This is a genomic window from Klebsiella sp. MBT K-1, assembly GCF_002556465.1.
Classification (GTDB): Bacteria; Pseudomonadota; Gammaproteobacteria; order Enterobacterales; family Enterobacteriaceae; genus Klebsiella; species Klebsiella grimontii.
The window spans coordinates 19,077-40,205 of sequence record NZ_PDEL01000005.1; the positions used below are offsets into that span (position 1 = coordinate 19,077).

A 21,129-nucleotide genomic window follows, 5' to 3' on the forward strand; every position below is an offset into this window, starting at 1 on the left:
AACTGAAGTAGCTAAAGATCATAGTAAAACAGGGGAGTGAAGTATAAAGCCAGCTAGCAGATGAAAAGATACTCCTGTACGCATTTTCAGCTATAAATTACCTTCTCTTCGGCAGCAGAGCACGGACTATTCTAATTGACATTTTTGTAATATCAGAGGGCGGCTATGGATCATTTATTGTATTGTTCAGCGCCGCGTTAACACTATCTATCTCATTTTTACTCTTTTCGCAAATCTCATATTACACATCAAGATTCTCATTAACGTAGAGGGATTTCTTATCGAGCTCAGGGTTTAATTTCATGAATTCATCAATGAAGTCAGTAAGGGTTTTATTTTGTAAAGTGAATTGAGGTTCATTAATGATCTTTTTATTTAAAATAATCGTGGGCTCCCTGGCGAGCTCAAGGGGGCGACTGCTTATGGTATGCTCATAAATCTTCTCTACATCCTTGCTGATAATGTAAATTTTATTGATCGATATTGGCAGATTACTACTATTATCTGGAGAAAAATGGCAAAAAAGAGTGTTGTTAGCAGGATTTATTGCACTAACCTCTTTTGCTAAATGGTTGTGTTCGGGGCATTCTAGCAGTTCTCCAATATTTTTTGAGGTAGCATACCAAAGCCCAGAAACAATCGCTTTAAGCTGGATTTGTATTGCATGGTTACCTTGCTGCGTCTCTATAGCCGAAACGCTATCTTTCAGCTCTAAAACTCGATCTACCCTGGAATAGTACGACCATGTCGCTTCGTTTTTTTTTAAAGTATCGCTTTGATTCACACTATAAAGAGAGCATTTGTTTATGCTTTCTTTATTCTGAGTCAGAGCAATATTTAACGTTCCTGTGATGCTAGTTAATTTTACGCACAGGTTTATTGCACCGATATCATGCCAGTGGAGTAAATCTTCAATCTCACAATCTAGCAGCTTTTGCGCGCGGGAAATGGAACAATATTCTAACGGCGGGATATTGTTTTGTTTCCATATGTTTCTTTCGGTTTTACTAATCATAATTACTTTCTTCTTACGAGATGGTTACTTTTGTGTTGTTGATGTTAATTTGGCAGTGAAAATATCTTATACGGTATTTGTTAGTAATGCTTTGATGAATTAGCACGATTCATATGATTTTTAGCTTGAATTCACATTAATTCGAAGTCCTATAATTTGATATGAGCTATATACTTATTATAATTCATATTATATATTTTTATTATGAATGATTTGTTTGTTATTTATTTGTTGAGGGCATTTAAATCTCATCAATAGCGCGTTCCTTGCTGGAACAACTCAATATTAGATGTTTATTTCCACCAACCGCTCTTACGGCCTGTGGCATGATAATATTCATCTGCCCTGAAGCATCAGGTCTGCAAGAATTTGTAGATCGGTTTCTTAAATCACCACTGGCCAGGCTTTGCTGGTGCACTGAAAGCGAAAAATGAAGGGCGTTATCTGAAGGGCGTTAACTGTTGGTCTGGAAAAACTGATGAGAATGTCCCCTGCAGGAATCGAACCTGCAACTAGCCCTTAGGAGGGGCTCGTTATATCCATTTAACTAAGGGGACGACGCGCCGCATTATAGCGTTATTTTCGGCGCGCGTTAAGCTTGTGCGGGCCAACTGCTTAATCTATAGCCACTTAGCGTTTATTTCTCTCTTCAGCGGCACGCGCCTTCTTCTCATGGCTCATGTCATTGCGGATCTGCGCATGGCTTAATAAAGCGAAAATAAAGGTCCCGCCGCATATGTTGCCGGCAAGCGTTGGCAGAGCGAAAGGCCAGATAAATTCCTGCCACGGTAGCGCTCCGTTGAACACCAGATAGAAAATTTCGACGCTGCCAACCACGATATGAGTGGTGTCTGCCAGGGCGATAAGCCACGTCATCAGGATGATGACGATAATCTTTGCGGAACCCGCGGCAGGAAACATCCATACCATGGTCGCGACCAGCCATCCGGAGATAATCGCATTGGCAAACATCTCCAGCGGCGGATTTTGCATCACCTTCAGGCTAATTTTGAGAAAAGCCTCGCGAGTGGGATCATCAAACACGGGCATCACATCGAACGCCCATGCGGCGATCGCGGTCCCGATCAGGTTACCGGCCAGCACGACTCCCCATAGACGCAACAGCAGGCCGATATTGCCGAGCGTGGGCTTATGCATAATTGGCAGGACGGCGGTCACGGTGTTCTCGGTAAACAGCTGTTGGCGAGCGAGGATGACAATTACAAAACCAAAGGTGTAGCCGAGATTTTCCAGCAAAAAACCACCGGGAAGTTCGCTAAGATGAACATGGAAGATACCTTTGGCGACCAGCGAAGCCCCCATTGAAAGTCCGGCGGCAATCGCTGACCATAGTAGCGCCATAGCATCGCGCTCAAGCTCTTTCTCACCTTCCTGGCGAATCACTTCATGGGTAGCCATTGCCTGTGAAGGCAGCCGTTCTTCATCAACCTCAATTTCTTCACCATTCTGTTTTTCATCACTTTCTACCTCAACATCTTCACTATCATGGTGAGTTTGCGGTTTCATCACTTTTCCTCAACGATGGGTCTTTATTATAATCGTAGAGCGGTTTCGGCTGTTCGGGTCGGATAAGCTCCTAAATTCTTCACAATGACAAGATTAGCAATACGGAAATTGCAAAATGTGTATAGAATCGGGACATCAACAATGATGCTAAAAAAGGCTATGCTGAAAGCAGGCACATGCTTACGGGCGATATCTTAATGGAGGCAGCTGTCCCCCGATAACCCCCAGCGATAGCTAAAATTAACAGGGAGACACCTATGAATTTTCGCCTGTCGGCGCTTGCGCTTGGCGCCACATTGCTGGTGGGATGCGCCAGTTCTAGTTCTGGCGATCAACCGCAGGGGCGTTCAGATCCGCTTGAAGGCTTTAACCGTACCATGTTCAACTTCAACTTTAATGTTGTCGATCCCTATGTCCTTCGCCCGGTCGCGGTGGCGTGGCGTGATTATGTTCCGCAGCCTGCGCGTAATGGTCTGAGTAATTTTACCAGCAACCTTGAAGAGCCGGCGGTAATGGTGAACTCCTTCCTGAAAGGCGATCCCTATAAAGGAATGGTGCACTTTACGCGTTTCTTCCTGAACACCATCCTTGGGATGGGGGGCCTGGTTGATGTGGCCGGGATGGCGAATCCGAAACTGCAGCGCGTTGAGCCTGCGCGCTTCGGTAGCACGCTGGGTCACTATGGCGTCGGTTATGGTCCATATGTGCAATTGCCTTTCTACGGCAGCTTCACCCTGCGTGATGAGGGGGGGGATATGGCGGATGACTTGTATCCGGTTCTTTCCTGGCTGACATGGCCGATGTCTATCGGTAAATGGATGGTTGAGGGCGTTGAAACGCGCGCGCAGCTGCTGGATTCAGACGGCTTGCTTCGTCAGTCCTCCGATCCGTATATCTTAATGCGTGAAGCCTACTTCCAGCGTCACGACTTTATCGCCAACGGCGGTAAACTTTCTCCGAATGAGAACCCCAACGCCCAGGCGATTGAGGGCGATCTTAAAGATATCGATTCACAGTAACCGACGGGTTGAAAGTAAAAAGGGTGAACATGATGTTCACCCTTTTTTGTTGCTGCTGAGGATCAGAAACGGTAGTTGAAGTTCGCGCCGTAGAGCCAGGCTTTACCTTCTGATTTAAAGGTATATGGCCCTTCTGTAAATTCAACGTGCTGACCGTGCATATAGGACACACCGACGTCGACTGAGGCATCTTTATTAAAGGCGTAAGTCGTACCGGCGCTGAGCCACAGGCGATCCTGGTCCGGAATAGAGATAGAGCGATTGGAAGCCGGTACCGGGCTATCATCAAAGGCGATACCGGTACGGAAGGTCCAGTTATCGTCATGATAATAGGTGGTACCCAGCGCGATACGGTAGGAATCTTTAAAACCTTCGTCTTTATAGAACAGTGTTTCGCCACCGCTGGTTTTGGTTGCTTTCAGCTCCTGGAACTGGCTCCAGCTGGTGTAAGCCAGACTGTAGTGAACGGCCCATTTTGGCGCCACGCGGTTATACCCTGAAATTTCCCACATTTCTGGCAGATTCAACGTCAGAGAACCGCCAATCGTGGAGCCGCCGGTGCCGTACGGCAGGCCCAGGCCCAGAGCAGAGTTGATGGGGTTGAGGGAAGACGGCAGGCTGCTCTTATAATCCCCATCAAAATCAACTTTAATTTCAGAGCGATAGGTCAAACCGTAGCGGTTGTTTTTATCGACTTCATATAAAATACCGGCATTCCAGCCGAAGCCCCATTCATCACCCTTCAGACGAGCAATTTGGGTGTCGCGGCTGATACCGCCGGCCTGTTGACCAATTGCCGCCGCCTGAGCCGGGGAGAGTTTGCCTGCTTTCACCATTCCCGGTAGCTGGGCGCCGATGATATCCGGTAAATCGCCCGCATAGCGCTCTAATTTCGCCCGCGCGTAAACGGCGTCAAAGCCCAAACCAAAACTCCAGTGGTCGTTGAGGCGATATGCGCCGCTCAAATTCAGGTTGAGGGTTTCGAGATCGGTCGTACCGCCCATCGAGCCTGCGGCAAAATCGTTGTTGAACTCGGTGGCTAAACCATAGTTCGACGTGAGGGAGGCCCCCCAACCGAACTGGTCGTTAATCGGCGCCACGAAGTGCAGATTCGGCACCCATGCTGTTGGCGCGATATTGTCCTGGCTGGCGTCGTTACCGATAACTGAACTGCCGGTGACGTTGACATCAGGATCGACGAAAATGGCGCCGCCCGAGAAGGTTGGGCGATCGAACATCATGATTAACGCCGGGTTACGGCTGGCGTTGCCCGCATCATCAGCAATAGCGCCTTCACCTGAATAGGCGCGACCAAGGCCCGATGAAGAGAATTCGTTAAGCTGAAAGCCTGCTGACCAGGCCTGGGTTGAAACCATTGCTACAGCCACTGCAAGGGCAGATTGGGTAAGGCGGGTTTTCTGGCTCATGCCCATAACCTCATAGAGTTATTTTTTATTTAAACAATGTTACATGCTGTAACAGGAGCGCGAAGTGTAGGGTCTGCTTTACAACAGAGAAATCAGACCAGTGCGCTGAGTATAGGTCTGACCAGATGATATGTTGCAAGTTTGTTTATAAGTTTTTTCAATTGTGATCTAAGAAACGCGATCCAGTTGGCAATTTTGCTGGGGCAGCTGATACCCAAAGTGGGCGGTTTTTGTTTTGGATCATTTTTAAGTGTGATTTCGGTCACTTATCCCGTTTGTCGCCATTAACGACTGGAGGCTGGCATGCCCTGGGCGTAAAATAAGCACATTGTTTGTCTGGCACTTTGAGTGCATATACAGAGGAAATCTACGATGAGTAAATGCAGTGCTGATGAAACCCCGGTTTGCTGCTGTATGGATGTTGGCACCATTATGGACAACACCGATTGCACCGCATCCTATAGCCGCGTGTTTGCGAACCGTGCCGAGGCAGAAGAAACGCTCGCCGCATTAAGCGAAAGAGCGCGTAACGTTGAATCTGAGCCGTGCAAAATCACCCCGACCTTTACAGACGTAGAGGGTGGCGTGAAGCTGGATATCGATTTCGTGTTCAGCTGTGAAGCTGAAACCCTGATTTTCCAGCTCGGCCTGCGTTAATCCTTCCCCCGGACGCCCCTCATGGCAGGGGCGTTACCTTTTCTAATCAATGTGTTTTGGCTCCCACTTTTTCGCTTCCCCGATTGGCTTAATGTAAAATATTAGTTAAAACTGTTATCAGGTCAGACCACTTTGTTTTATCGGTTAACAGGGGAGCGTTATGAGTCAGGCATTACCGCTAGTCACCCGCCAGGGCGATCGTATCGCGATAGTCAGCGGTTTACGTACTCCGTTTGCCCGACAGGCGACGGCTTTCCACGGCGTGCCGGCCGTTGATTTAGGTAAACTGGTGGTCGGCGAAATGCTGGCTCGCAGTACTATCCCCGCGGACATAATAGAACAGCTGGTATTTGGTCAGGTGGTGCAGATGCCGGAAGCGCCGAATATTGCCCGGGAAATTGTACTGGGGACCGGTATGAGCGTGCATACTGATGCCTACAGCGTCAGCCGCGCCTGCGCGACCAGCTTTCAGGCGGTGGCCAACGTCGCGGAAAGCCTGATGGCAGGCACTATTCGCGCGGGTATCGCCGGCGGGGCCGACTCCTCTTCCGTATTACCCATTGGTGTCAGCAAAAAACTTGCCCGAACGCTGGTGGATGCCAATAAAGCCCGTACGCTGGGGCAGCGCCTTAAGCTATTTTCCCGTCTGCGTTTTCGCGACCTTTTGCCCGTACCGCCAGCCGTTGCCGAATACTCAACCGGCCTGCGAATGGGGGATACCGCCGAACAAATGGCGAAAACCTGGGGTATCACCCGCGAACGGCAGGATGCGCTGGCGCTTCGTTCGCACCAGCTTGCCGCCAAAGCCTGGGAGGAAGGGAAGCTATCGGCAGAAGTGATGACGGCGTATACGCCGCCGTTCCGTGAGCCGCTGGAACAGGATAATAATATTCGTAAAAATTCAACCCTGGCGGATTACCAAAAGTTACGCCCGGCCTTCGATCGCCAACACGGGAGCGTGACCGCCGCTAACAGTACGCCGTTGACCGATGGGGCAGCGGCGGTGATTCTGATGACCGAGTCCCGGGCGAAAGAGCTGGGTCTTGTCCCGTTGGGCTATCTGCGAAGCTACGCTTTTACCGCGATTGATGTTCGCCAGGATATGCTGCTGGGCCCGGCCTGGTCGACGCCGCTGGCGCTGGAAAGAGCGGGGCTGACGCTGGCTGATTTGACCCTGATTGATATGCACGAAGCTTTTGCCGCGCAAACGCTGGCTAACCTGCACTGTATGGCCAGCGATCGCTTTGCCCGCGAAGTGCTTGGCCGCTCTCAGGCGATCGGGGAAGTGGACGAGAGTAAATTTAACGTGCTAGGCGGCTCGATTGCCTACGGTCATCCGTTTGCCGCCACCGGCGCGCGGATGATTACCCAAACGCTGCATGAGCTGCGCCGTCGCGGCGGAGGATTTGGGCTGGTCACCGCCTGTGCGGCGGGTGGATTGGGTTCAGCGATGGTTCTGGAGGCCGAATAATGGAAACCGTATCGGCATTTACGCTTGAGGTTCGCCCGGACAATATCGCCGTCATCACCATTGACGCGCCCGGCGAAAAAATGAATACCCTGAAAGCTGAGTTCGCCAGCGAGGTTCGGGGGATCATCCGTCAGATCCGTGACAATAAAGAACTGCGCGGCGCGGTGTTTATCTCGGCAAAACCGGATAATTTTATCGCCGGGGCGGATATCAATATGATTGCCCGCTGCCATTCCGCTCAGGAAGCTGAAGCGCTGGCCCGCCAGGGTCAGCAAATCATGGCCGAGATCCACGGGCTGTCGATTCCGGTGATTGCCGCTATCCACGGCGCATGTCTGGGCGGCGGGCTTGAGCTGGCGCTGGCCTGTCACGGGCGGGTATGTAGCGATGACGATAAAACCCGGCTTGGTCTGCCGGAGGTTCAGCTAGGGCTGCTGCCCGGCTCCGGAGGAACTCAGCGCCTACCGCGATTAATTGGCGTCAGCGGCGCGCTGGAGATGATCCTCACCGGTAAGCAGCTTCGCCCGCGTCAGGCCCTGAAGGCGGGGCTGGTCGATGAGGTGGTGGCGCAGACTATCCTTCTGCAAACCGCGGTTGAACTGGCGCTCAAAGGTCGCCCGGCAAGCCGCACTGTTCCGGCGCGCGAACGTATTCTCGCAGGCCCGCTTGGCCGCAGCCTGCTGTTTCGTCTGGTAGCGAAAAAGACGCATCACAAAACCCAGGGAAACTACCCGGCAACTGAGCGCATTCTGCAGGTGATGGAAACCGGGCTGGCGCAGGGCTGCAGCAGCGGCTATGCAGAGGAGGCTCGCGCTTTTGGCGAGCTGGCGATGACGCCGCAATCGCAGGCGCTACGGTCGATTTTTTTCGCCAGCACCGATCTGAAAAAAGATCGCGGCGCGGATGCTGAGCCCGTCGCGCTGCGCAGCGTGGGCATCCTTGGCGGAGGACTGATGGGGGGCGGTATCGCTTACGTCACCGCATGCAAAGGCGGATTACCGGTACGCATTAAGGACATTCAGCCGCGCGGGATAAATCACGCGCTGAAGTACAGCTGGGATCTGCTCGACAAACAGGTGCGTCGCCGCTATCTGCGCGCCAGTGAGCGCGATCGCCAGATAGGATTAATTTCCGGCTCGTTAGATTACCAGGGATTCGCACATCGCGATGTGGTGATCGAGGCGGTATTTGAAGATCTTGCGCTCAAGCAAAAAATGGTCAGCGAAGTTGAACAGCACTGTCGTCCGGAGACGATCTTTGCTTCTAATACATCGTCTTTACCGATCGGCGAGATCGCGGCGCAGGCAAGCAGGCCGCAGCGGGTCATCGGGCTTCACTTCTTTAGTCCGGTAGACAAAATGCCGCTGGTGGAGGTGATTCCCCATATCGGTACGGATCGGCAGACAATTGCGACAGCGGTTAAGCTGGCGAAACTGCAGGGGAAAACGCCGATTGTCGTCGCCGATAAAGCGGGCTTTTATGTTAACCGCATTCTGGCCCCCTACATAAATGAAGCCATGCGCCTGTTGATGGAAGGCGAGCCGGTAGAGCATATTGATAACGCTTTGGTTAAATTCGGTTTTCCGGTTGGCCCGATTCAGCTCCTTGATGAAGTGGGGATCGATACCGGTACCAAAATTATCCCGGTGCTGGAAGCTGCGTGGGGAGAACGTTTCAGCCCGCCTGCAAACATCATTAGCTCGATTCTGAATGACGATCGCAAAGGGAGAAAAAATAACCGGGGTTTCTATCTTTATGCGGCAAAAGGGCGTAAAAGCAAAAAACGGCCCGACCCGGCTATCTACTCTTTACTGGGTATTTCCTCTCCGCAGGCGCGCTTGTCAGAACAGCAGGTGGCGGAACGTTGCGTGATGATGATGCTTAACGAAGCGGCGCGCTGCTTCGATGAGCGAGTGGTTCGCAGCGCCCGCGATGGCGACATCGGCGCCGTGTTTGGCATTGGTTTTCCGCCGTTTCTTGGCGGCCCGTTCCGCTATATGGATACCCTGGGAGCGGGGGAGGTCGCGGCGATACTGCAGCGCCTGGCCGCTCAGTACGGCCCGCGTTTTACACCATGTGACACTTTGTTACACATGGCCGAGCAGGGGGCGACCTTTTGGCCCGCTGAGGAACGTAGGACCTAAGTTATGGTCAAAGAAGGTAAATCCGGCAACGTACGGCGCTGCGCTTTGGCGATTTTGTAAGCAATAGTTGACTATACTTACGCCATTGAGGTAAAAAACAGCGTTTCATTCGTTGAATGGATCAGGCACAATGCCCGGCCACCGGGTCACCTGCGTATCATCTACGTCGGTAAGACCGCGGTGCTTCTGGTTAACAAAAGCGGTGCAATATGCAAGTTTTTATCATGCGTCACGGCGACGCTGCCCTCGATGCAGCCAGTGACTCGGTTCGTCCATTAACCGTCTGCGGTTGCGATGAGTCTCGTCAGATGGCAACCTGGCTGAAAGGTCAAAAAGTGGATATTGAGCGGGTTCTTGTGAGTCCCTTCCTGCGTGCAGAACAGACGCTGGAAATTGTTGGGGAGTGCATGAATCTGCCAAAAGATGTCGACGTGATGCCGGAACTCACGCCGTGCGGCGATGTTGGCATGGTTAGCGCTTATCTGCAGGCGCTGGCGAATGAAGGTGTGGCGACGGCGCTGGTCGTGTCCCACCTCCCTCTGGTGGGGTACCTCGTCTCAGAGCTGTGCCCGGGGGAAACGCCCCCGATGTTCACCACTTCGGCGATTGCCTGCGTTACGCTTGATGCCAGCGGCAAAGGCGAATTCAACTGGCAAATGAGCCCCTGCAATTTGAAGATGGCGAAAGCTATCTGATCCCCTCCGGGGCTGACGTTTTACGGAAGCTCCGGCGGTTGCCACTCTTCAACTTCAATCAGTACCAGCAGTGCGGCGTCGCCGCCGTACTCTTTTGGTGCCTGATGAAACGCCATAATATGCGGGTGCTGAGCCAGCCACAGCGGCGTCTGCTGTTTGAGAATATGCTTCCCGTGCCCGTGCATCACGCAGGCGCAGAATACATGCTCGCGACGACAGGCGGCAATCAAGGCTCCCAGCTCCTGCTTGGCCTGCTGCTGGGTTAACCCGTGCAGGTCGAGAAACAGCTCCGGCGAATAATCACCCCGACGCAGCTTCTTCAGCTCAAAGTGGCTGACGTCCGAGCGCACGTACTTCACCGAGCCTTCAGTATTCAGCAGCGGCTGAAACTCATCGGAAAAGTAGTGGCTATTGTCAGCCTGTTCCTGAAGCAGCCGCTTGGGTGGGACCTCAGCGATTTTTTTGCGTAGCGGGCGATGAACGATAGTGTCCTGCTTAATCTGACGCGTGCCGGTCATCAGCTGCCGGAACAATGCCTGATCCTCCTCGCTTAGCGATGTTTTCTTTTTCATTACCTGATCTCATTTTTTCTTTGTCGGTAGTTTACCCGACTCGCCACGCATCCAGGCAAGGAAAACCTATTTTTCCCCTTCAGCCTGACCTAAGAATGCTGATTTATCCCCGTCTTCGTGGCAAACTAGCCGCCGAATTTATAGCAGAGCGTGCCCTGGGGGATAGCGTGGATAAAATTTTTGTTGATGAAGCCGTTAATGAGCTTCATACCATTCAGGACATGCTGCGTTGGGCGGTAAGCCGCTTCAGCGCTGCAAATATCTGGTACGGACACGGCACTGATAACCCGTGGGATGAAGCCGTACAGCTGGTGATGCCGTCGCTGTATCTGCCGCTTGATATTCCGGAAGATATGCGTACCGCGCGTCTGACTTCCAGCGAAAAACATCGCATCGTTGAGCGCGTCATTCGCCGTATTAACGAGCGCATTCCGGTCGCTTATCTGACCAACAAAGCCTGGTTCTGCGGCCATGAGTTTTACGTTGATGAGCGCGTGCTGGTGCCGCGCTCGCCGATTGGCGAACTCATTAATAACCATTTTTCCGGCCTGATTGACCACTATCCGCAGCACATCCTCGATATGTGCACCGGCAGCGGCTGTATCGCCATCGCCTGCGCATACGCTTTCCCGGAAGCGGAAGTCGATGCGGTGGATATTTCTCTTGACGCGCTGGCCGTGACCGAGCAGAACGTGGAAGATCACGGCTTAATTCATAACGTGACGCCGATTCGCTCCGATCTATTCCGCGATCTGCCGAAGGTGCAATACGATCTGATCGTGACCAATCCACCGTACGTTGATGAAGAAGATATGTCCGACCTGCCGGGCGAATATCGCCATGAACCGGTTCTGGGACTGGCTTCCGGCAGCGATGGCCTGAAGTTGACCCGCCGGATCCTGGCCTGCGCGCCGGATTATCTCAGCGATGACGGTATCCTGATTTGTGAAGTCGGTAACAGCATGGTACATCTGATGGAGCAATATCCTGACGTGCCGTTTACCTGGCTGGAGTTTGAAAATGGCGGCGATGGCGTCTTTATGCTGACCAAACCGCAGCTGATTGCCGCCCGCGCGCATTTCGGCATCTATAAAGACTAAAACAACACGCAAACATAACGACAAAAACGGAGCCGTGATGGCAGGAAACACAATTGGACAACTCTTTCGCGTCACGACGTTCGGCGAATCGCATGGCCTGGCGCTGGGCTGCATCGTTGACGGCGTGCCGCCAGGCATTCCGCTAACCGAAGCCGATCTCCAGCACGATCTCGATCGCCGTCGTCCGGGAACCTCGCGCTATACCACCCAGCGCCGCGAGCCGGACCAGGTGAAGATCCTCTCCGGCGTATTCGAGGGCGTAACCACCGGGACCAGCATTGGCCTGCTGATTGAGAATACCGACCAGCGTTCTCAGGACTACGGCGCCATTAAGGACGTTTTCCGCCCGGGCCACGCTGACTACACCTACGAGCAGAAATATGGTCTGCGTGACTATCGCGGCGGCGGTCGTTCCTCTGCACGTGAAACCGCCATGCGCGTGGCCGCCGGGGCGATTGCCAAGAAATTCCTCGCCGCGAAATTCGGTATTGTGATTCGCGGTTGCCTGACCCAGATGGGCGATATCCCGCTGGCGATAAAAGCGTGGGATCAGGTAGAGCAGAACCCGTTCTTCTGCCCGGATCCGGACAAAATCGAAGCGCTTGATGAACTGATGCGCGGCCTGAAAAAAGAGGGCGACTCCATCGGGGCGAAGGTTACCGTGGTGGCCGATGGCGTACCGCCGGGGCTGGGCGAGCCGGTATTCGACCGCCTGGATGCCGATATCGCGCACGCGCTGATGAGCATCAATGCGGTGAAGGGCGTGGAAATTGGCGATGGTTTTGAGGTGGTGAAACTGCGCGGCAGCGAAAACCGCGATGAAATTACCAAAGCGGGCTTCCAGAGCAACCACGCGGGCGGCATTCTCGGCGGCATCAGCAGCGGTCAGCAGATCGTGGCGAATATCGCGCTGAAGCCGACCTCAAGCATCACCGTACCTGGACACACGATCAATCGCTTTGGCGAAGAAGTCGAGATGATCACCAAAGGGCGTCACGATCCTTGCGTCGGTATTCGTGCGGTACCTATTGCCGAAGCGATGCTGGCGATCGTGTTAATGGATCACTTTATGCGTCAGCGCGCGCAAAACGGCGACGTGACGACATCAATTCCACGCTGGTAATAGATGAAAAAAACCGTTATCGCACTGCTGGCGCTCCTCGCCAGCGCTACCAGCCTGGCGGCAACGCCGTGGCAGAAAATCACGCAGCCCGTTAGCGGCAGCCCGCAGTCCATTGGCGCGTTTGCCAATGGCTGTATCGTTGGCGCCCAGGCGCTGCCGTTAAACGCCACCGGCTATCAGGTGATGCGTACCGATCAGAACCGCTACTTCGGCCATCCGGACCTCGTGCAGTTTATTCAACGTCTGAGCAATCAGGCGCACAATAAAGGCATGGGGACGGTGCTGATTGGCGACATGGGTATGCCGGCCGGGGGACGCTTTAACGGCGGCCACGCCAGCCATCAGTCCGGGCTGGACGTCGATATTTTTCTTCAGCTGCCGCAGGCGCGCTGGAGTTCAGCTCAGCTGCTGAAACCGCAGGCTCTGGATCTGGTGGCCCGCGACGGCAAGCGCGTGGTACCGTCGCTATGGAGCCCGCAAATCAGCCAGCTGATTAAGATGGCGGCGGAAGATAGCGAAGTCACGCGTATTTTCGTCAACCCGGCGATTAAGCAGCAACTGTGCCTGGATGCCGGTAACGATCGCGACTGGCTACGCAAGGTCCGCCCGTGGTTCCAGCACCGCGCGCATATGCACGTACGCTTGCGCTGCCCGGCCGGCAGCCTCGAGTGTGAAGATCAGGCCCCGCCTCCGGCTGGCGATGGCTGCGGCGCGGAATTGCAAAGCTGGTTTGAACCCCCTAAACCCGGATCAACCCCTCCTGTGAAGAAGACGCCGCCTCCGCTGCCGCCTTCCTGCCAGGCGCTACTGGATGAGCATATTCTTTAATGGATAGTTTTATCGACGTTTTTATGGTGTCACCGACGGTACTGGTCGTACTGTTCTTCGTGGCCATTCTGGCGGGTTTCATCGATTCTCTGGCGGGCGGCGGCGGATTATTGACCGTTCCGGCCCTGATGGCGGCGGGTCTTCCCCCTGCGCAGGCGCTGGCCACCAACAAGCTGCAGGCCTGCGGCGGGTCGCTGTCCGCTTCGCTGTATTTCATTCGCCGCAAGGTGGTGAATCTGGCCGATCAGAAGCTGAATATTCTGATGACCTTTCTCGGCTCGACCGGCGGCGCGCTGCTGGTTCAGCACGTTCAGTCCGACGTTCTTAAGCAAATACTGCCCATTCTGGTTATCGGTATCGGCCTCTATTTTCTGTTGATGCCGAAGCTCGGCGAAGAGGACCGGCAGCGCCGTCTGTATGGCCTGCCGTTTGCCCTGATCGCCGGCGGCTGCGTTGGCTTTTACGACGGTTTCTTTGGCCCGGGCGCCGGATCTTTTTACGCGCTGGCGTTCGTCACGCTGGCCGGGTTCAACCTGGCGAAATCGACCGCACATGCGAAATTGCTGAACGCGACGTCTAACGTTGGCGGCCTGCTGCTGTTCATCATCGGCGGCAAGGTCATTTGGGCTACCGGCTTTGTGATGATGGCCGGGCAATTTATCGGCGCTCGCGCGGGATCGCGGCTAGTGCTGAGCAAAGGACAGTCACTGATTCGACCGATGATCGTCGTGGTGTCGGCGGTGATGAGTGCAAAACTGCTTTATGACAGCCATGGACAGGAGATCCTCCACTGGCTGGGGATGAACTAATGAACAGCACGCATAAATACGAACAGCTGATCGCGATCTTCGACGGCTGTTTTGCTGACGATTTTAATACCCGTCTGATTAAAGGCGATGACGAACCGATCTATCTTCCGGCAGATGATGACGTGCCTTACAACCGCATCGTCTTTGCCCACGGCTTTTATGCCAGCGGACTGCACGAGATATCGCACTGGTGCATTGCCGGAAAGGCGCGCCGCGAGCAGGTTGATTTCGGTTACTGGTACTGCCCGGACGGTCGCGACGCGATGACTCAGTCTAAATTTGAAGACGTCGAGGTGAAGCCTCAGGCATTCGATTGGCTGTTTTGCGTGGCGGCGGGATATCCATTTAACGTCAGCTGCGACAACCTGGAGGGGGATTTTGAACCCGACCGCATCGCTTTTCAGCGGCGTGTGCATGCCCAGGTGATGACCTATCTGGAGCAGGGGATCCCCGAGCGTCCCGCGCGTTTCATTAAGGCGCTGCAAGAATATTACCAAACGCCGCCCTTGACGGCAGAACAGTTCCCGTGGCCGGAAGACCTGCATTAAGGCCACGCTTTACATACTATGAGGAAAGAAGATGATCGCGGAGTTTGAATCACGCATTCTGGCGTTAATTGATAATATGGTCGACCACGCCAGTGATGACGAACTGTTTGCCGGCGGTTATCTGCGCGGCCACCTGACGCTGGCGGTGGCCGAGCTGGAAGGAGAGGGCGAGCATACTGCGCAAGCGGTGCATGACAAAGTCGCCCAGAGCCTTGAAAAAGCCATCAGCGCGGGCGAACTGTCGCCGCCGGATCAGATTCTGGTGCAGGAAATGTGGAACAGTCTGTATCAGAAGGCGATGCAGAAATAGTTCTGCTTTCTGCCAAAGCCCGGCGATCGCTCCGCCGGGCCCGATTTTCCCTCGATTATTTCACCGCTTTCCCTTTCAGCAGCTTTCTGACCCATAGCCGGTTAGGGTTCAGCGCCGCCAGCGTTTCTTTATCCATCGGTAATGGCTCATTGCTCATTTGCGACGCCAGAATTTCAGCCGCCAGCGGCGCGGAGCACAGGCCGCGTGAACCCAGCGCGCCCAACATATACAGGTTGCGGTAAACCGGCGCTTCTCCGGCCTGCTCCTGGCGTTCAGCCAGCGAGGCATATGCGCTTAAGGTAGCGTCATAATCAGGCACGTTGCCGACCATCGGCAAATGATCGCGGGTTGCGCAGCGCACGCCGCTGCGTGACTGATTCGCGCTCACGTCTACTTCCCGCGTCCATTCCGCCTGCGGGAAGCAGTCAATCAGGCGCTGCCGATTCTGCTGCTGATCGTCGGCGCTAAACGCGGCATCTGCCTGTCCTCGGTGGTAGCTTGCGCCAATGCAGTGCTGCTGATTATGCGGGTTTTGCGGCGTCAGGTAGCCGTTGTAGCACAGGACCTGGCGCAATTTCGATAGCCCTGGCGTTGTCGGAATATGGCTGACCTGACCGGCAACCGGGTACATGGGAAGATGCTCCGTCTGGATGAAGTGGGTCAACCGATGGCCGTTGGCCAGTATCACGACCTCGTGGTACTGGCGCTGGTTTAACTGCCAGCCGCTATTGTCTGCGCTGAGAGCCTCTACCGGGTAATCGTAGTGAACGCGGAGTCCGCGAGTCGCGGCGAGGGCCAGCAGCTCAGCGGTTAACTGCTGCGGACAAAGCCAGCCGCCTGCCGGATAGGCGATGCCCCCGCAGCCGGTTTCGACACCGGTTTGTTGCTCTGCGGCCTCGGCGTCCACGGCGACGGCGATTTCCGGCGGCAGATTAAGCTCAATCATCTGAGCGATTTTCTGCGCGCTTTTGACATCCCAGCCCAGCTGCGTCACGCCGCACCATTCATGATCGAACATCACCGGCAGCGTGTCGTACAGACGGCGGGCGAAAGTAAACGCCGCCGGGAAGAAGCGGGCCAGGGCGGGATCGTGCTGGCTGAGCAGCGGATAGAGCGCGCCCTGGCGGTTTCCGGAGGCGCCATCGGCCGGCGCGCTGTCGGCGCAGTATAACGTCACCTGCCATCCGCGGCGCAGCAGCGCCAGCGCGAGCAGGGCGCTGGCGATCCCCCCGCCGATGATTGCCGCATCGCGCTGTTCCGTACCGCTGCGGGCAAACCACGGCGCGCGTGCGGGGATCTCCAGCGTCTGAAGCATTTCACCGGTGAGCATTTCGCGCTTGCGGCCAAAACCCTTGCGCTTGTGCATGCTGAAGCCGGCTTCCTGCAGCCCGCGGCGCACAAAACCGGCGGAGGTGAAGGTCGCCAGGGTGCCGCCGGGTCTGGCCAGACGGGCCATCGCCGCAAACAGCTCCGCCGTCCACATGTCCGGGTTTTTTGCGGGGGCAAAGCCGTCGAGAAACCAGGCATCCACCTGCCGATTAAGCGAATCATCGAGCTCGTTGGTCAGCTCATTAATATCGCCAAACCACAAGTCCAGCGTGACCCGGCCCTCGTCCAGCAGCAGACGATGGCAGCCCGCGATGGGCAGAGGCCACTGCGCCTGCAGCTGCTCGGCCCAGCTTGCAAGCTCCGGCCAGCGCTGGTGAGCGAGGCGCAGGTCGTCCGCTTTCAGCGGAAATTTTTCGAAACTGATGAAATGTAATCTTTGCAGGGTAGCTTGTGGATTCTCGCGGTGAAAAACGTCAAACGCCTGCCACAGCGTGAGGAAATTGAGGCCGGTACCGAACCCGCTTTCGGCAACCACAAAAAACGGGCGGGGATGCCCTGGAAAGCGTTCATTGAGCCGATTGCCGCCGAGGAAGACGTAGCGCGTCTCTTCCAGACCGTTGTCATTGGAAAAGTACACATCATCAAAATCTCGGGAAACAGGTGTACCCTCAGCGTTGAATTCCAGGTTGGCAGGTTGTATGGCGTTTTGTTTCACGTAAGTTACTCGAATCACAAGGCGTAGAACGATCTTAACGATGTGTGCCTGAGGGCGCAAATTTATACACAAATTGGCTGATCGGACTTGTTCGGCGTACAAGTGTACGCTATTGTGCGACTCGAAACTTACTATAGTGCGACTTACAGAGGTATTGAATGAAACGTGCAGTGATTACTGGCCTGGGCATCGTTTCCAGTATTGGTAATAACCAGCAGGAAGTCCTGGCATCTCTGCGTGAAGGACGCTCCGGGATCACTTTCTCTGAAGAGTTTAAAGATTCGGGAATGCGCAGCCACGTATGGGGCAACGTCAAACTGGACACCACCGGCTTGATCGACCGTAAAGTGGTTCGTTTCATGAACGATGCCTCAATCTATTCCTATCTCTCTATGCAGCAGGCTATTGAAGATGCTGGCCTGAAAGATGAAGTCTATCAGCAAAACCCGCGCGTGGGTCTGATCGCCGGTTCCGGCGGTTCTTCTAAATCTCAGGTTTTCGGCGCTGACGCCATGCGTAGCCCGCGCGGCCTGAAAGCGGTTGGCCCTTACGTGGTGACCAAAGCGATGGCGTCAGCGGTATCCGCTTGCCTCGCAACACCGTTCAAAATCTACGGCGTGAACTACTCCATCAGCTCCGCCTGCGCGACTTCCGCCCACTGCATCGGTAACGCCGTTGAACAAATCCAGCTGGGCAAACAGGATATCGTGTTTGCCGGCGGCGGCGAAGAGCTGTGCTGGGAAATGGCGTGTGAATTCGACGCGATGGGCGCGCTGTCCACCAAATACAACGAAACGCCGGAAAAAGCGTCTCGTACCTATGACACCCACCGTGATGGTTTCGTTATCGCGGGCGGCGGCGGCATGGTTGTGGTTGAAGAGCTGGAACATGCCCTGGCGCGCGGCGCGCACATCTATGCTGAAATCGTTGGCTACGGCGCAACGTCCGATGGCGCAGACATGGTTGCCCCGTCCGGTGAAGGCGCGGTTCGCTGCATGAAGATGGCGATGGACGGCGTTGATACGCCGATTGACTACCTGAACTCCCACGGCACCTCTACCCCGGTAGGCGATGTGAAGGAGCTGGGGGCGATTCGTGAAGTCTTTGGCGATAACAGCCCGGCTATCTCCGCGACCAAAGCGATGACCGGCCACTCCCTGGGCGCCGCTGGCGTACAGGAAGCTATCTACTCCCTGCTGATGCTGGAACACGCCTTTATTGCCCCGAGCATCAACATTGAAGAGATGGATGAGCAGGCGGCTGGCCTGAATATCGTGACCGAGCCGACTGAACGCGCGCTGAAGACCGTGATGTCTAACAGCTTCGGCTTTGGCGGGACTAACGCCACGCTGGTGATGCGCAAATACAGCGCATAACGAGCACGCTTTACCAGGGGAGCCCGTTGGCTCCCCTTTTTTGTATTCTTGACAGACCCCTGCGCGAAAAGGCAAACTCCTGCCACAACATTAGTCTCTCAGATAATGCGTAAGCGTTTAACGTCATCCAACGCGCCTTAACCCTGATAATCAGGTGGAGGGGGCGTGGCTATCACCTCGCCTTACTCTGCGAACTGGAGTAAAGCATGTCCGCAGTCACTGAAACAAAACATACCCCTTCAGCGAATGGTTCGCTGTTTCGCATCACTTTCGCCGTTTTTCTGACCTATATGACCGTCGGCCTGCCGCTACCGGTTATCCCCTTGTTTGTCCATCAGGAGCTGGGATTCGGCAACACCATGGTTGGCATCGCTGTCGGTATTCAGTTTCTGGCGACCGTATTAACCCGCGGCTATGCCGGCCGCCTTGCCGACCAGTACGGCGCCAAACGCTCTGTCCTGCAGGGGATGCTGGCCTGCGCGCTGGCGGGGGGCGCCTGGCTGTGCGCCGCGCTGCTGCCAGTGCCGGTGATGGCGAAGTTTGGCCTGCTGGTGCTTGGTCGCCTGATCCTGGGGTTTGGGGAAAGCCAGCTGCTCACCGGGAATTTAAGCTGGGGGATGGGGCTGGTGGGGCCCATGCGATCCGGTAAAGTCATGTCATGGAACGGCATGGCGATCTACGGCTCGCTGGCGGCCGGGGCCCCGCTGGGGCTGCTAATCTACAGCCATTACGGCGTCGCGGCGCTGGCCTGCGTCACCATGGTACTGCCGTTAGTGGCCTGGGCGATTAACGGCACGGTGCGTAAAATTCCTGCTCACGGCGGCGAGCGCCCGTCGCTGTGGAGCGTGGTTGGGATGATCTGGCGGCCCGGTATCGGTCTTGGCCTTCAGGGCGTTGGCTTCGCGGTAATTGGCACCTTTGTCTCTTTGTATTTCGCCAGCAACGGCTGGGCGATGGCCGGCTTTACGCTGACCGCGTTTGGCGGGGCATTCGTGCTGATGCGCGTGCTGTTTGGCTGGATGCCGGATCGCTTCGGCGGGGTAAAAGTGGCCATCGTTTCGCTGCTGATTGAAGCGATAGGCCTAGCGCTGCTTTGGCAGGCGCCCGATGCCTGGATCGCGCTGGCGGGCGCGGCGCTAACCGGCTGCGGATGCTCGCTTATCTTCCCGGCGCTGGGCGTCGAGGTCGTGAAGCGGGTACCGCCGCAGGTACGGGGAACGGCGCTTGGCGGCTATGCCGCGTTTCAGGATATCTCCTACGGCGTCACCGGCCCGCTTACCGGGCTGCTCGCGACTTCGTTGGGCTACTCTTCGGTCTTCCTGGCCGCGGCAATATGCGCCGTGGTGGGGATCCTGGTTACCCTGGTGTCGCTGCGTAAGTAGCGCTTTCATTCGGCCCGCGATGCGGGCCGATGAGATGTCTTTAAATCACCAGCCACAGCAGGGCAAGCGCCACGAAAGCTGCCAGCGCGATAACCCACGGTTTTTTCAATGCCAGCCACGGTGAGGCGGAAGGCGCCTGAACCGGCGGGATCGCCAGCGTCTCCTGGGCTCTGGCGACCCTGAGCACGAAAATTTTGTTAAGCAGCGTCAGCAGCTGAGCCGCGCTGAGCGGCGTTTGCGCCGTCGCGTGCCAGTGGGTTTGGGCAAAATCCATCACTCTTTGCCATTCCGCGGCTTCAAGCGGCTGTTTTAATGCGGCCTGCAGCGAGGTCAGCGTCGGCGCAGCCTGAGAACTGAGCGTTTGCCGCGCGTGGAGCCAGTAGGAGAGGGGCGTAAAGTGGGTCGCCGGGATCAGCTCTCCGCTCTTGACGCCGCTTAGCTCCAGCATGGATTGCCAGATAAGCTTGCTGGACTCGCCGGTGGCCGCGGCGAGTTTGGTCACCTGCTGATTGAGCGTGTTGTGTTCCGCTGGCAGCAGCGGACGATGCGTTGGCGGGCGCTGCTGCGGCTGAGGAATCGACAGCTGGCCGCTTTGCAGGAGTTGCAGAACATTCTCCAGCTGCGGCTGGGTCAATGCATGCAGCGCGGTTTGACCGTCATGCTGACGAATATAATCGCTGACCGCCTGGCGATTGTTGCCCTGGTTCAGCAGTTCGCTCAGCTGCGCCAGGATTTGCCGACGGTGATGATTTTGCTGGGCGAGGATTAAGCGCTGGTTCAGGCTGTGCTCGGCGGCGGCAAAATGGCTTGCCAGCAGCGGCGCGTCGTTTTTCAGGCTAAGATCGTGTTTTACGCAGGCCCACACTTCCGCATTTTGCTGCGAGGTTAAGGCCACCAGGCGCGTAATGAGCCGCTCAAGCGCGGTACGCTGCTGAGTGGTGAGCGGAGGTTCGCCCGATCCCGGAGGGCGTTCGGACATACCTGAAACGGGTTGCGTCATGATTAATCCTTTGCGTATTGCTGTACTAAGGGCCGGGTGATGATGTTCCTGGCGGCCAGATTATGGCACACTTCCCCGGTTT

The 21,129-nt window shown here is 55.4% G+C and carries 19 protein-coding genes and 1 tRNA gene; 13 read left to right on the forward strand and 7 right to left on the reverse strand.

The features are described 5' to 3' along the window. Positions 1–241: 241 nt before the first annotated feature. The 3 genes from CMQ96_RS08460 to CMQ96_RS08470 all read right to left on the reverse strand — a co-directional run bounded on the left by CMQ96_RS08460 (position 242) and on the right by CMQ96_RS08470 (position 2,542). Positions 242–1,015, reverse strand: a complete 774-nt coding sequence (locus tag CMQ96_RS08460; protein WP_098066578.1) for a hypothetical protein — start codon at positions 1,013–1,015, stop codon at positions 242–244. 485 nt (positions 1,016–1,500) lie between these two features. Next, positions 1,501–1,572, reverse strand: a tRNA-Arg gene (locus CMQ96_RS08465). A 73-nt stretch (positions 1,573–1,645) separates the two neighbouring features. Next, positions 1,646–2,542, reverse strand: coding sequence for a formate/nitrite transporter family protein (locus tag CMQ96_RS08470; protein WP_024359296.1), 897 nt, complete (start codon positions 2,540–2,542; stop codon positions 1,646–1,648). A 257-nt stretch (positions 2,543–2,799) separates the two neighbouring features. On the opposite strand from CMQ96_RS08470, the gene mlaA reads away from it, so the two are divergent. Then, positions 2,800–3,561 (forward strand): phospholipid-binding lipoprotein MlaA, encoded by a 762-nt coding sequence (gene mlaA, locus CMQ96_RS08475; RefSeq protein ID WP_004870841.1) that lies wholly within the window; start codon positions 2,800–2,802, stop codon positions 3,559–3,561. 62 nt (positions 3,562–3,623) lie between these two features. On the opposite strand, the gene fadL is transcribed toward mlaA, so the two are convergent. Next, entirely contained in the window at positions 3,624–4,988 is a 1,365-nt protein-coding gene (fadL, locus tag CMQ96_RS08480; protein ID WP_049249965.1) for a long-chain fatty acid transporter FadL, read from the reverse strand. 372 nt (positions 4,989–5,360) lie between these two features. Between fadL and CMQ96_RS08485 the strand changes: the two genes are divergently transcribed. From CMQ96_RS08485 to sixA, 4 genes are all read left to right on the forward strand, one after another. After that, positions 5,361–5,645 carry a YfcZ/YiiS family protein gene (locus CMQ96_RS08485; RefSeq protein WP_004870845.1) on the forward strand — a complete coding sequence of 95 codons (285 nt, stop codon included), beginning with the start codon at positions 5,361–5,363 and terminating at the stop codon, positions 5,643–5,645. Positions 5,646–5,805: 160 nt separating this feature from the next. Next, positions 5,806–7,116, forward strand: a complete 1,311-nt coding sequence (fadI, locus tag CMQ96_RS08490) for an acetyl-CoA C-acyltransferase FadI (protein ID WP_004123265.1) — start codon at positions 5,806–5,808, stop codon at positions 7,114–7,116. Further along, complete coding sequence (fadJ, locus tag CMQ96_RS08495) at positions 7,116–9,260, forward strand: fatty acid oxidation complex subunit alpha FadJ (RefSeq protein WP_064343077.1); 2,145 nt, start codon at positions 7,116–7,118, stop codon at positions 9,258–9,260. The genes fadI and fadJ overlap by 1 nt, the downstream gene beginning before the upstream one ends. A gap of 209 nt (positions 9,261–9,469) precedes the next feature. Then, complete coding sequence (gene sixA, locus CMQ96_RS08500) at positions 9,470–9,955, forward strand: phosphohistidine phosphatase SixA (RefSeq protein ID WP_004870849.1); 486 nt, start codon at positions 9,470–9,472, stop codon at positions 9,953–9,955. A gap of 20 nt (positions 9,956–9,975) precedes the next feature. Here sixA and smrB read toward each other — a convergent pair whose 3' ends face one another. Beyond that, on the reverse strand, positions 9,976–10,527 hold the full coding sequence (gene smrB / locus CMQ96_RS08505) for an endonuclease SmrB (protein ID WP_004870851.1): 552 nt from the start codon (positions 10,525–10,527) through the stop codon (positions 9,976–9,978). A gap of 167 nt (positions 10,528–10,694) precedes the next feature. Here smrB and prmB point away from each other — a divergent pair, with 167 nt between their 5' ends. Genes prmB through CMQ96_RS08535 form a run of 6 tightly spaced genes read left to right on the forward strand, consistent with a single transcriptional unit; the run spans position 10,695 to position 15,245 of the window. Continuing rightward, positions 10,695–11,627 (forward strand): 50S ribosomal protein L3 N(5)-glutamine methyltransferase, encoded by a 933-nt coding sequence (gene prmB / locus CMQ96_RS08510; RefSeq protein WP_024359294.1) that lies wholly within the window; start codon positions 10,695–10,697, stop codon positions 11,625–11,627. Positions 11,628–11,664: 37 nt separating this feature from the next. Further along, positions 11,665–12,750 carry a chorismate synthase gene (gene aroC, locus CMQ96_RS08515; protein ID WP_004852905.1) on the forward strand — a complete coding sequence of 362 codons (1,086 nt, stop codon included), beginning with the start codon at positions 11,665–11,667 and terminating at the stop codon, positions 12,748–12,750. 3 nt (positions 12,751–12,753) lie between these two features. Continuing rightward, a complete protein-coding gene (gene mepA, locus CMQ96_RS08520) occupies positions 12,754–13,578 on the forward strand; it encodes a penicillin-insensitive murein endopeptidase (RefSeq protein ID WP_004870856.1) in 825 nt (274 codons plus the stop codon). Next, positions 13,578–14,387 carry a sulfite exporter TauE/SafE family protein gene (locus CMQ96_RS08525; protein ID WP_024359293.1) on the forward strand — a complete coding sequence of 270 codons (810 nt, stop codon included), beginning with the start codon at positions 13,578–13,580 and terminating at the stop codon, positions 14,385–14,387. The genes mepA and CMQ96_RS08525 overlap by 1 nt, the downstream gene beginning before the upstream one ends. Next, a complete protein-coding gene (locus CMQ96_RS08530) occupies positions 14,387–14,935 on the forward strand; it encodes an elongation factor P hydroxylase (protein ID WP_004870863.1) in 549 nt (182 codons plus the stop codon). The genes CMQ96_RS08525 and CMQ96_RS08530 overlap by 1 nt, the downstream gene beginning before the upstream one ends. A 31-nt stretch (positions 14,936–14,966) precedes the next feature. Further along, positions 14,967–15,245, forward strand: coding sequence for a YfcL family protein (locus CMQ96_RS08535; RefSeq protein ID WP_004870865.1), 279 nt, complete (start codon positions 14,967–14,969; stop codon positions 15,243–15,245). Between the two features lie 55 nt (positions 15,246–15,300). Here the strand turns inward: CMQ96_RS08535 and mnmC are convergent, their stop codons facing one another. Further along, positions 15,301–17,289 carry a bifunctional tRNA (5-methylaminomethyl-2-thiouridine)(34)-methyltransferase MnmD/FAD-dependent 5-carboxymethylaminomethyl-2-thiouridine(34) oxidoreductase MnmC gene (gene mnmC, locus CMQ96_RS08540; protein ID WP_049085910.1) on the reverse strand — a complete coding sequence of 663 codons (1,989 nt, stop codon included), beginning with the start codon at positions 17,287–17,289 and terminating at the stop codon, positions 15,301–15,303. A 158-nt stretch (positions 17,290–17,447) separates the two neighbouring features. Between mnmC and fabB the strand changes: the two genes are divergently transcribed. Both fabB and CMQ96_RS08550 read left to right on the forward strand, forming a co-directional pair. Beyond that, positions 17,448–18,665 (forward strand): beta-ketoacyl-ACP synthase I, encoded by a 1,218-nt coding sequence (gene fabB / locus CMQ96_RS08545; RefSeq protein ID WP_049085908.1) that lies wholly within the window; start codon positions 17,448–17,450, stop codon positions 18,663–18,665. Between the two features lie 206 nt (positions 18,666–18,871). Beyond that, positions 18,872–20,047 carry an MFS transporter gene (locus CMQ96_RS08550; protein ID WP_098066580.1) on the forward strand — a complete coding sequence of 392 codons (1,176 nt, stop codon included), beginning with the start codon at positions 18,872–18,874 and terminating at the stop codon, positions 20,045–20,047. A 40-nt stretch (positions 20,048–20,087) separates the two neighbouring features. Here the strand turns inward: CMQ96_RS08550 and flk are convergent, their stop codons facing one another. Further along, positions 20,088–21,047, reverse strand: coding sequence for a flagella biosynthesis regulator Flk (gene flk, locus CMQ96_RS08555; RefSeq protein ID WP_098066582.1), 960 nt, complete (start codon positions 21,045–21,047; stop codon positions 20,088–20,090). Positions 21,048–21,129: the final 82 nt, after the last annotated feature.

Bases quoted from the DNA above. Each gene is read 5' to 3' on its own strand.
- CMQ96_RS08460 (WP_098066578.1), bottom strand. From the start codon at position 1,015: ATGATTAGTAAAACCGAAAGAAACATATGGAAACAAAACAATATCCCG.
- CMQ96_RS08470 (WP_024359296.1), bottom strand. From the start codon at position 2,542: ATGAAACCGCAAACTCACCATGATAGTGAAGATGTTGAGGTAGAAAGT.
- mlaA (WP_004870841.1), top strand. From the start codon at position 2,800: ATGAATTTTCGCCTGTCGGCGCTTGCGCTTGGCGCCACATTGCTGGTG.
- fadL (WP_049249965.1), bottom strand. From the start codon at position 4,988: ATGAGCCAGAAAACCCGCCTTACCCAATCTGCCCTTGCAGTGGCTGTA.
- CMQ96_RS08485 (WP_004870845.1), top strand. From the start codon at position 5,361: ATGAGTAAATGCAGTGCTGATGAAACCCCGGTTTGCTGCTGTATGGAT.
- fadI (WP_004123265.1), top strand. From the start codon at position 5,806: ATGAGTCAGGCATTACCGCTAGTCACCCGCCAGGGCGATCGTATCGCG.
- fadJ (WP_064343077.1), top strand. From the start codon at position 7,116: ATGGAAACCGTATCGGCATTTACGCTTGAGGTTCGCCCGGACAATATC.
- sixA (WP_004870849.1), top strand. From the start codon at position 9,470: ATGCAAGTTTTTATCATGCGTCACGGCGACGCTGCCCTCGATGCAGCC.
- smrB (WP_004870851.1), bottom strand. From the start codon at position 10,527: ATGAAAAAGAAAACATCGCTAAGCGAGGAGGATCAGGCATTGTTCCGG.
- aroC (WP_004852905.1), top strand. From the start codon at position 11,665: ATGGCAGGAAACACAATTGGACAACTCTTTCGCGTCACGACGTTCGGC.
- mepA (WP_004870856.1), top strand. From the start codon at position 12,754: ATGAAAAAAACCGTTATCGCACTGCTGGCGCTCCTCGCCAGCGCTACC.
- CMQ96_RS08525 (WP_024359293.1), top strand. From the start codon at position 13,578: ATGGATAGTTTTATCGACGTTTTTATGGTGTCACCGACGGTACTGGTC.
- CMQ96_RS08530 (WP_004870863.1), top strand. From the start codon at position 14,387: ATGAACAGCACGCATAAATACGAACAGCTGATCGCGATCTTCGACGGC.
- CMQ96_RS08535 (WP_004870865.1), top strand. From the start codon at position 14,967: ATGATCGCGGAGTTTGAATCACGCATTCTGGCGTTAATTGATAATATG.
- fabB (WP_049085908.1), top strand. From the start codon at position 17,448: ATGAAACGTGCAGTGATTACTGGCCTGGGCATCGTTTCCAGTATTGGT.
- CMQ96_RS08550 (WP_098066580.1), top strand. From the start codon at position 18,872: ATGTCCGCAGTCACTGAAACAAAACATACCCCTTCAGCGAATGGTTCG.
- flk (WP_098066582.1), bottom strand. From the start codon at position 21,047: ATGACGCAACCCGTTTCAGGTATGTCCGAACGCCCTCCGGGATCGGGC.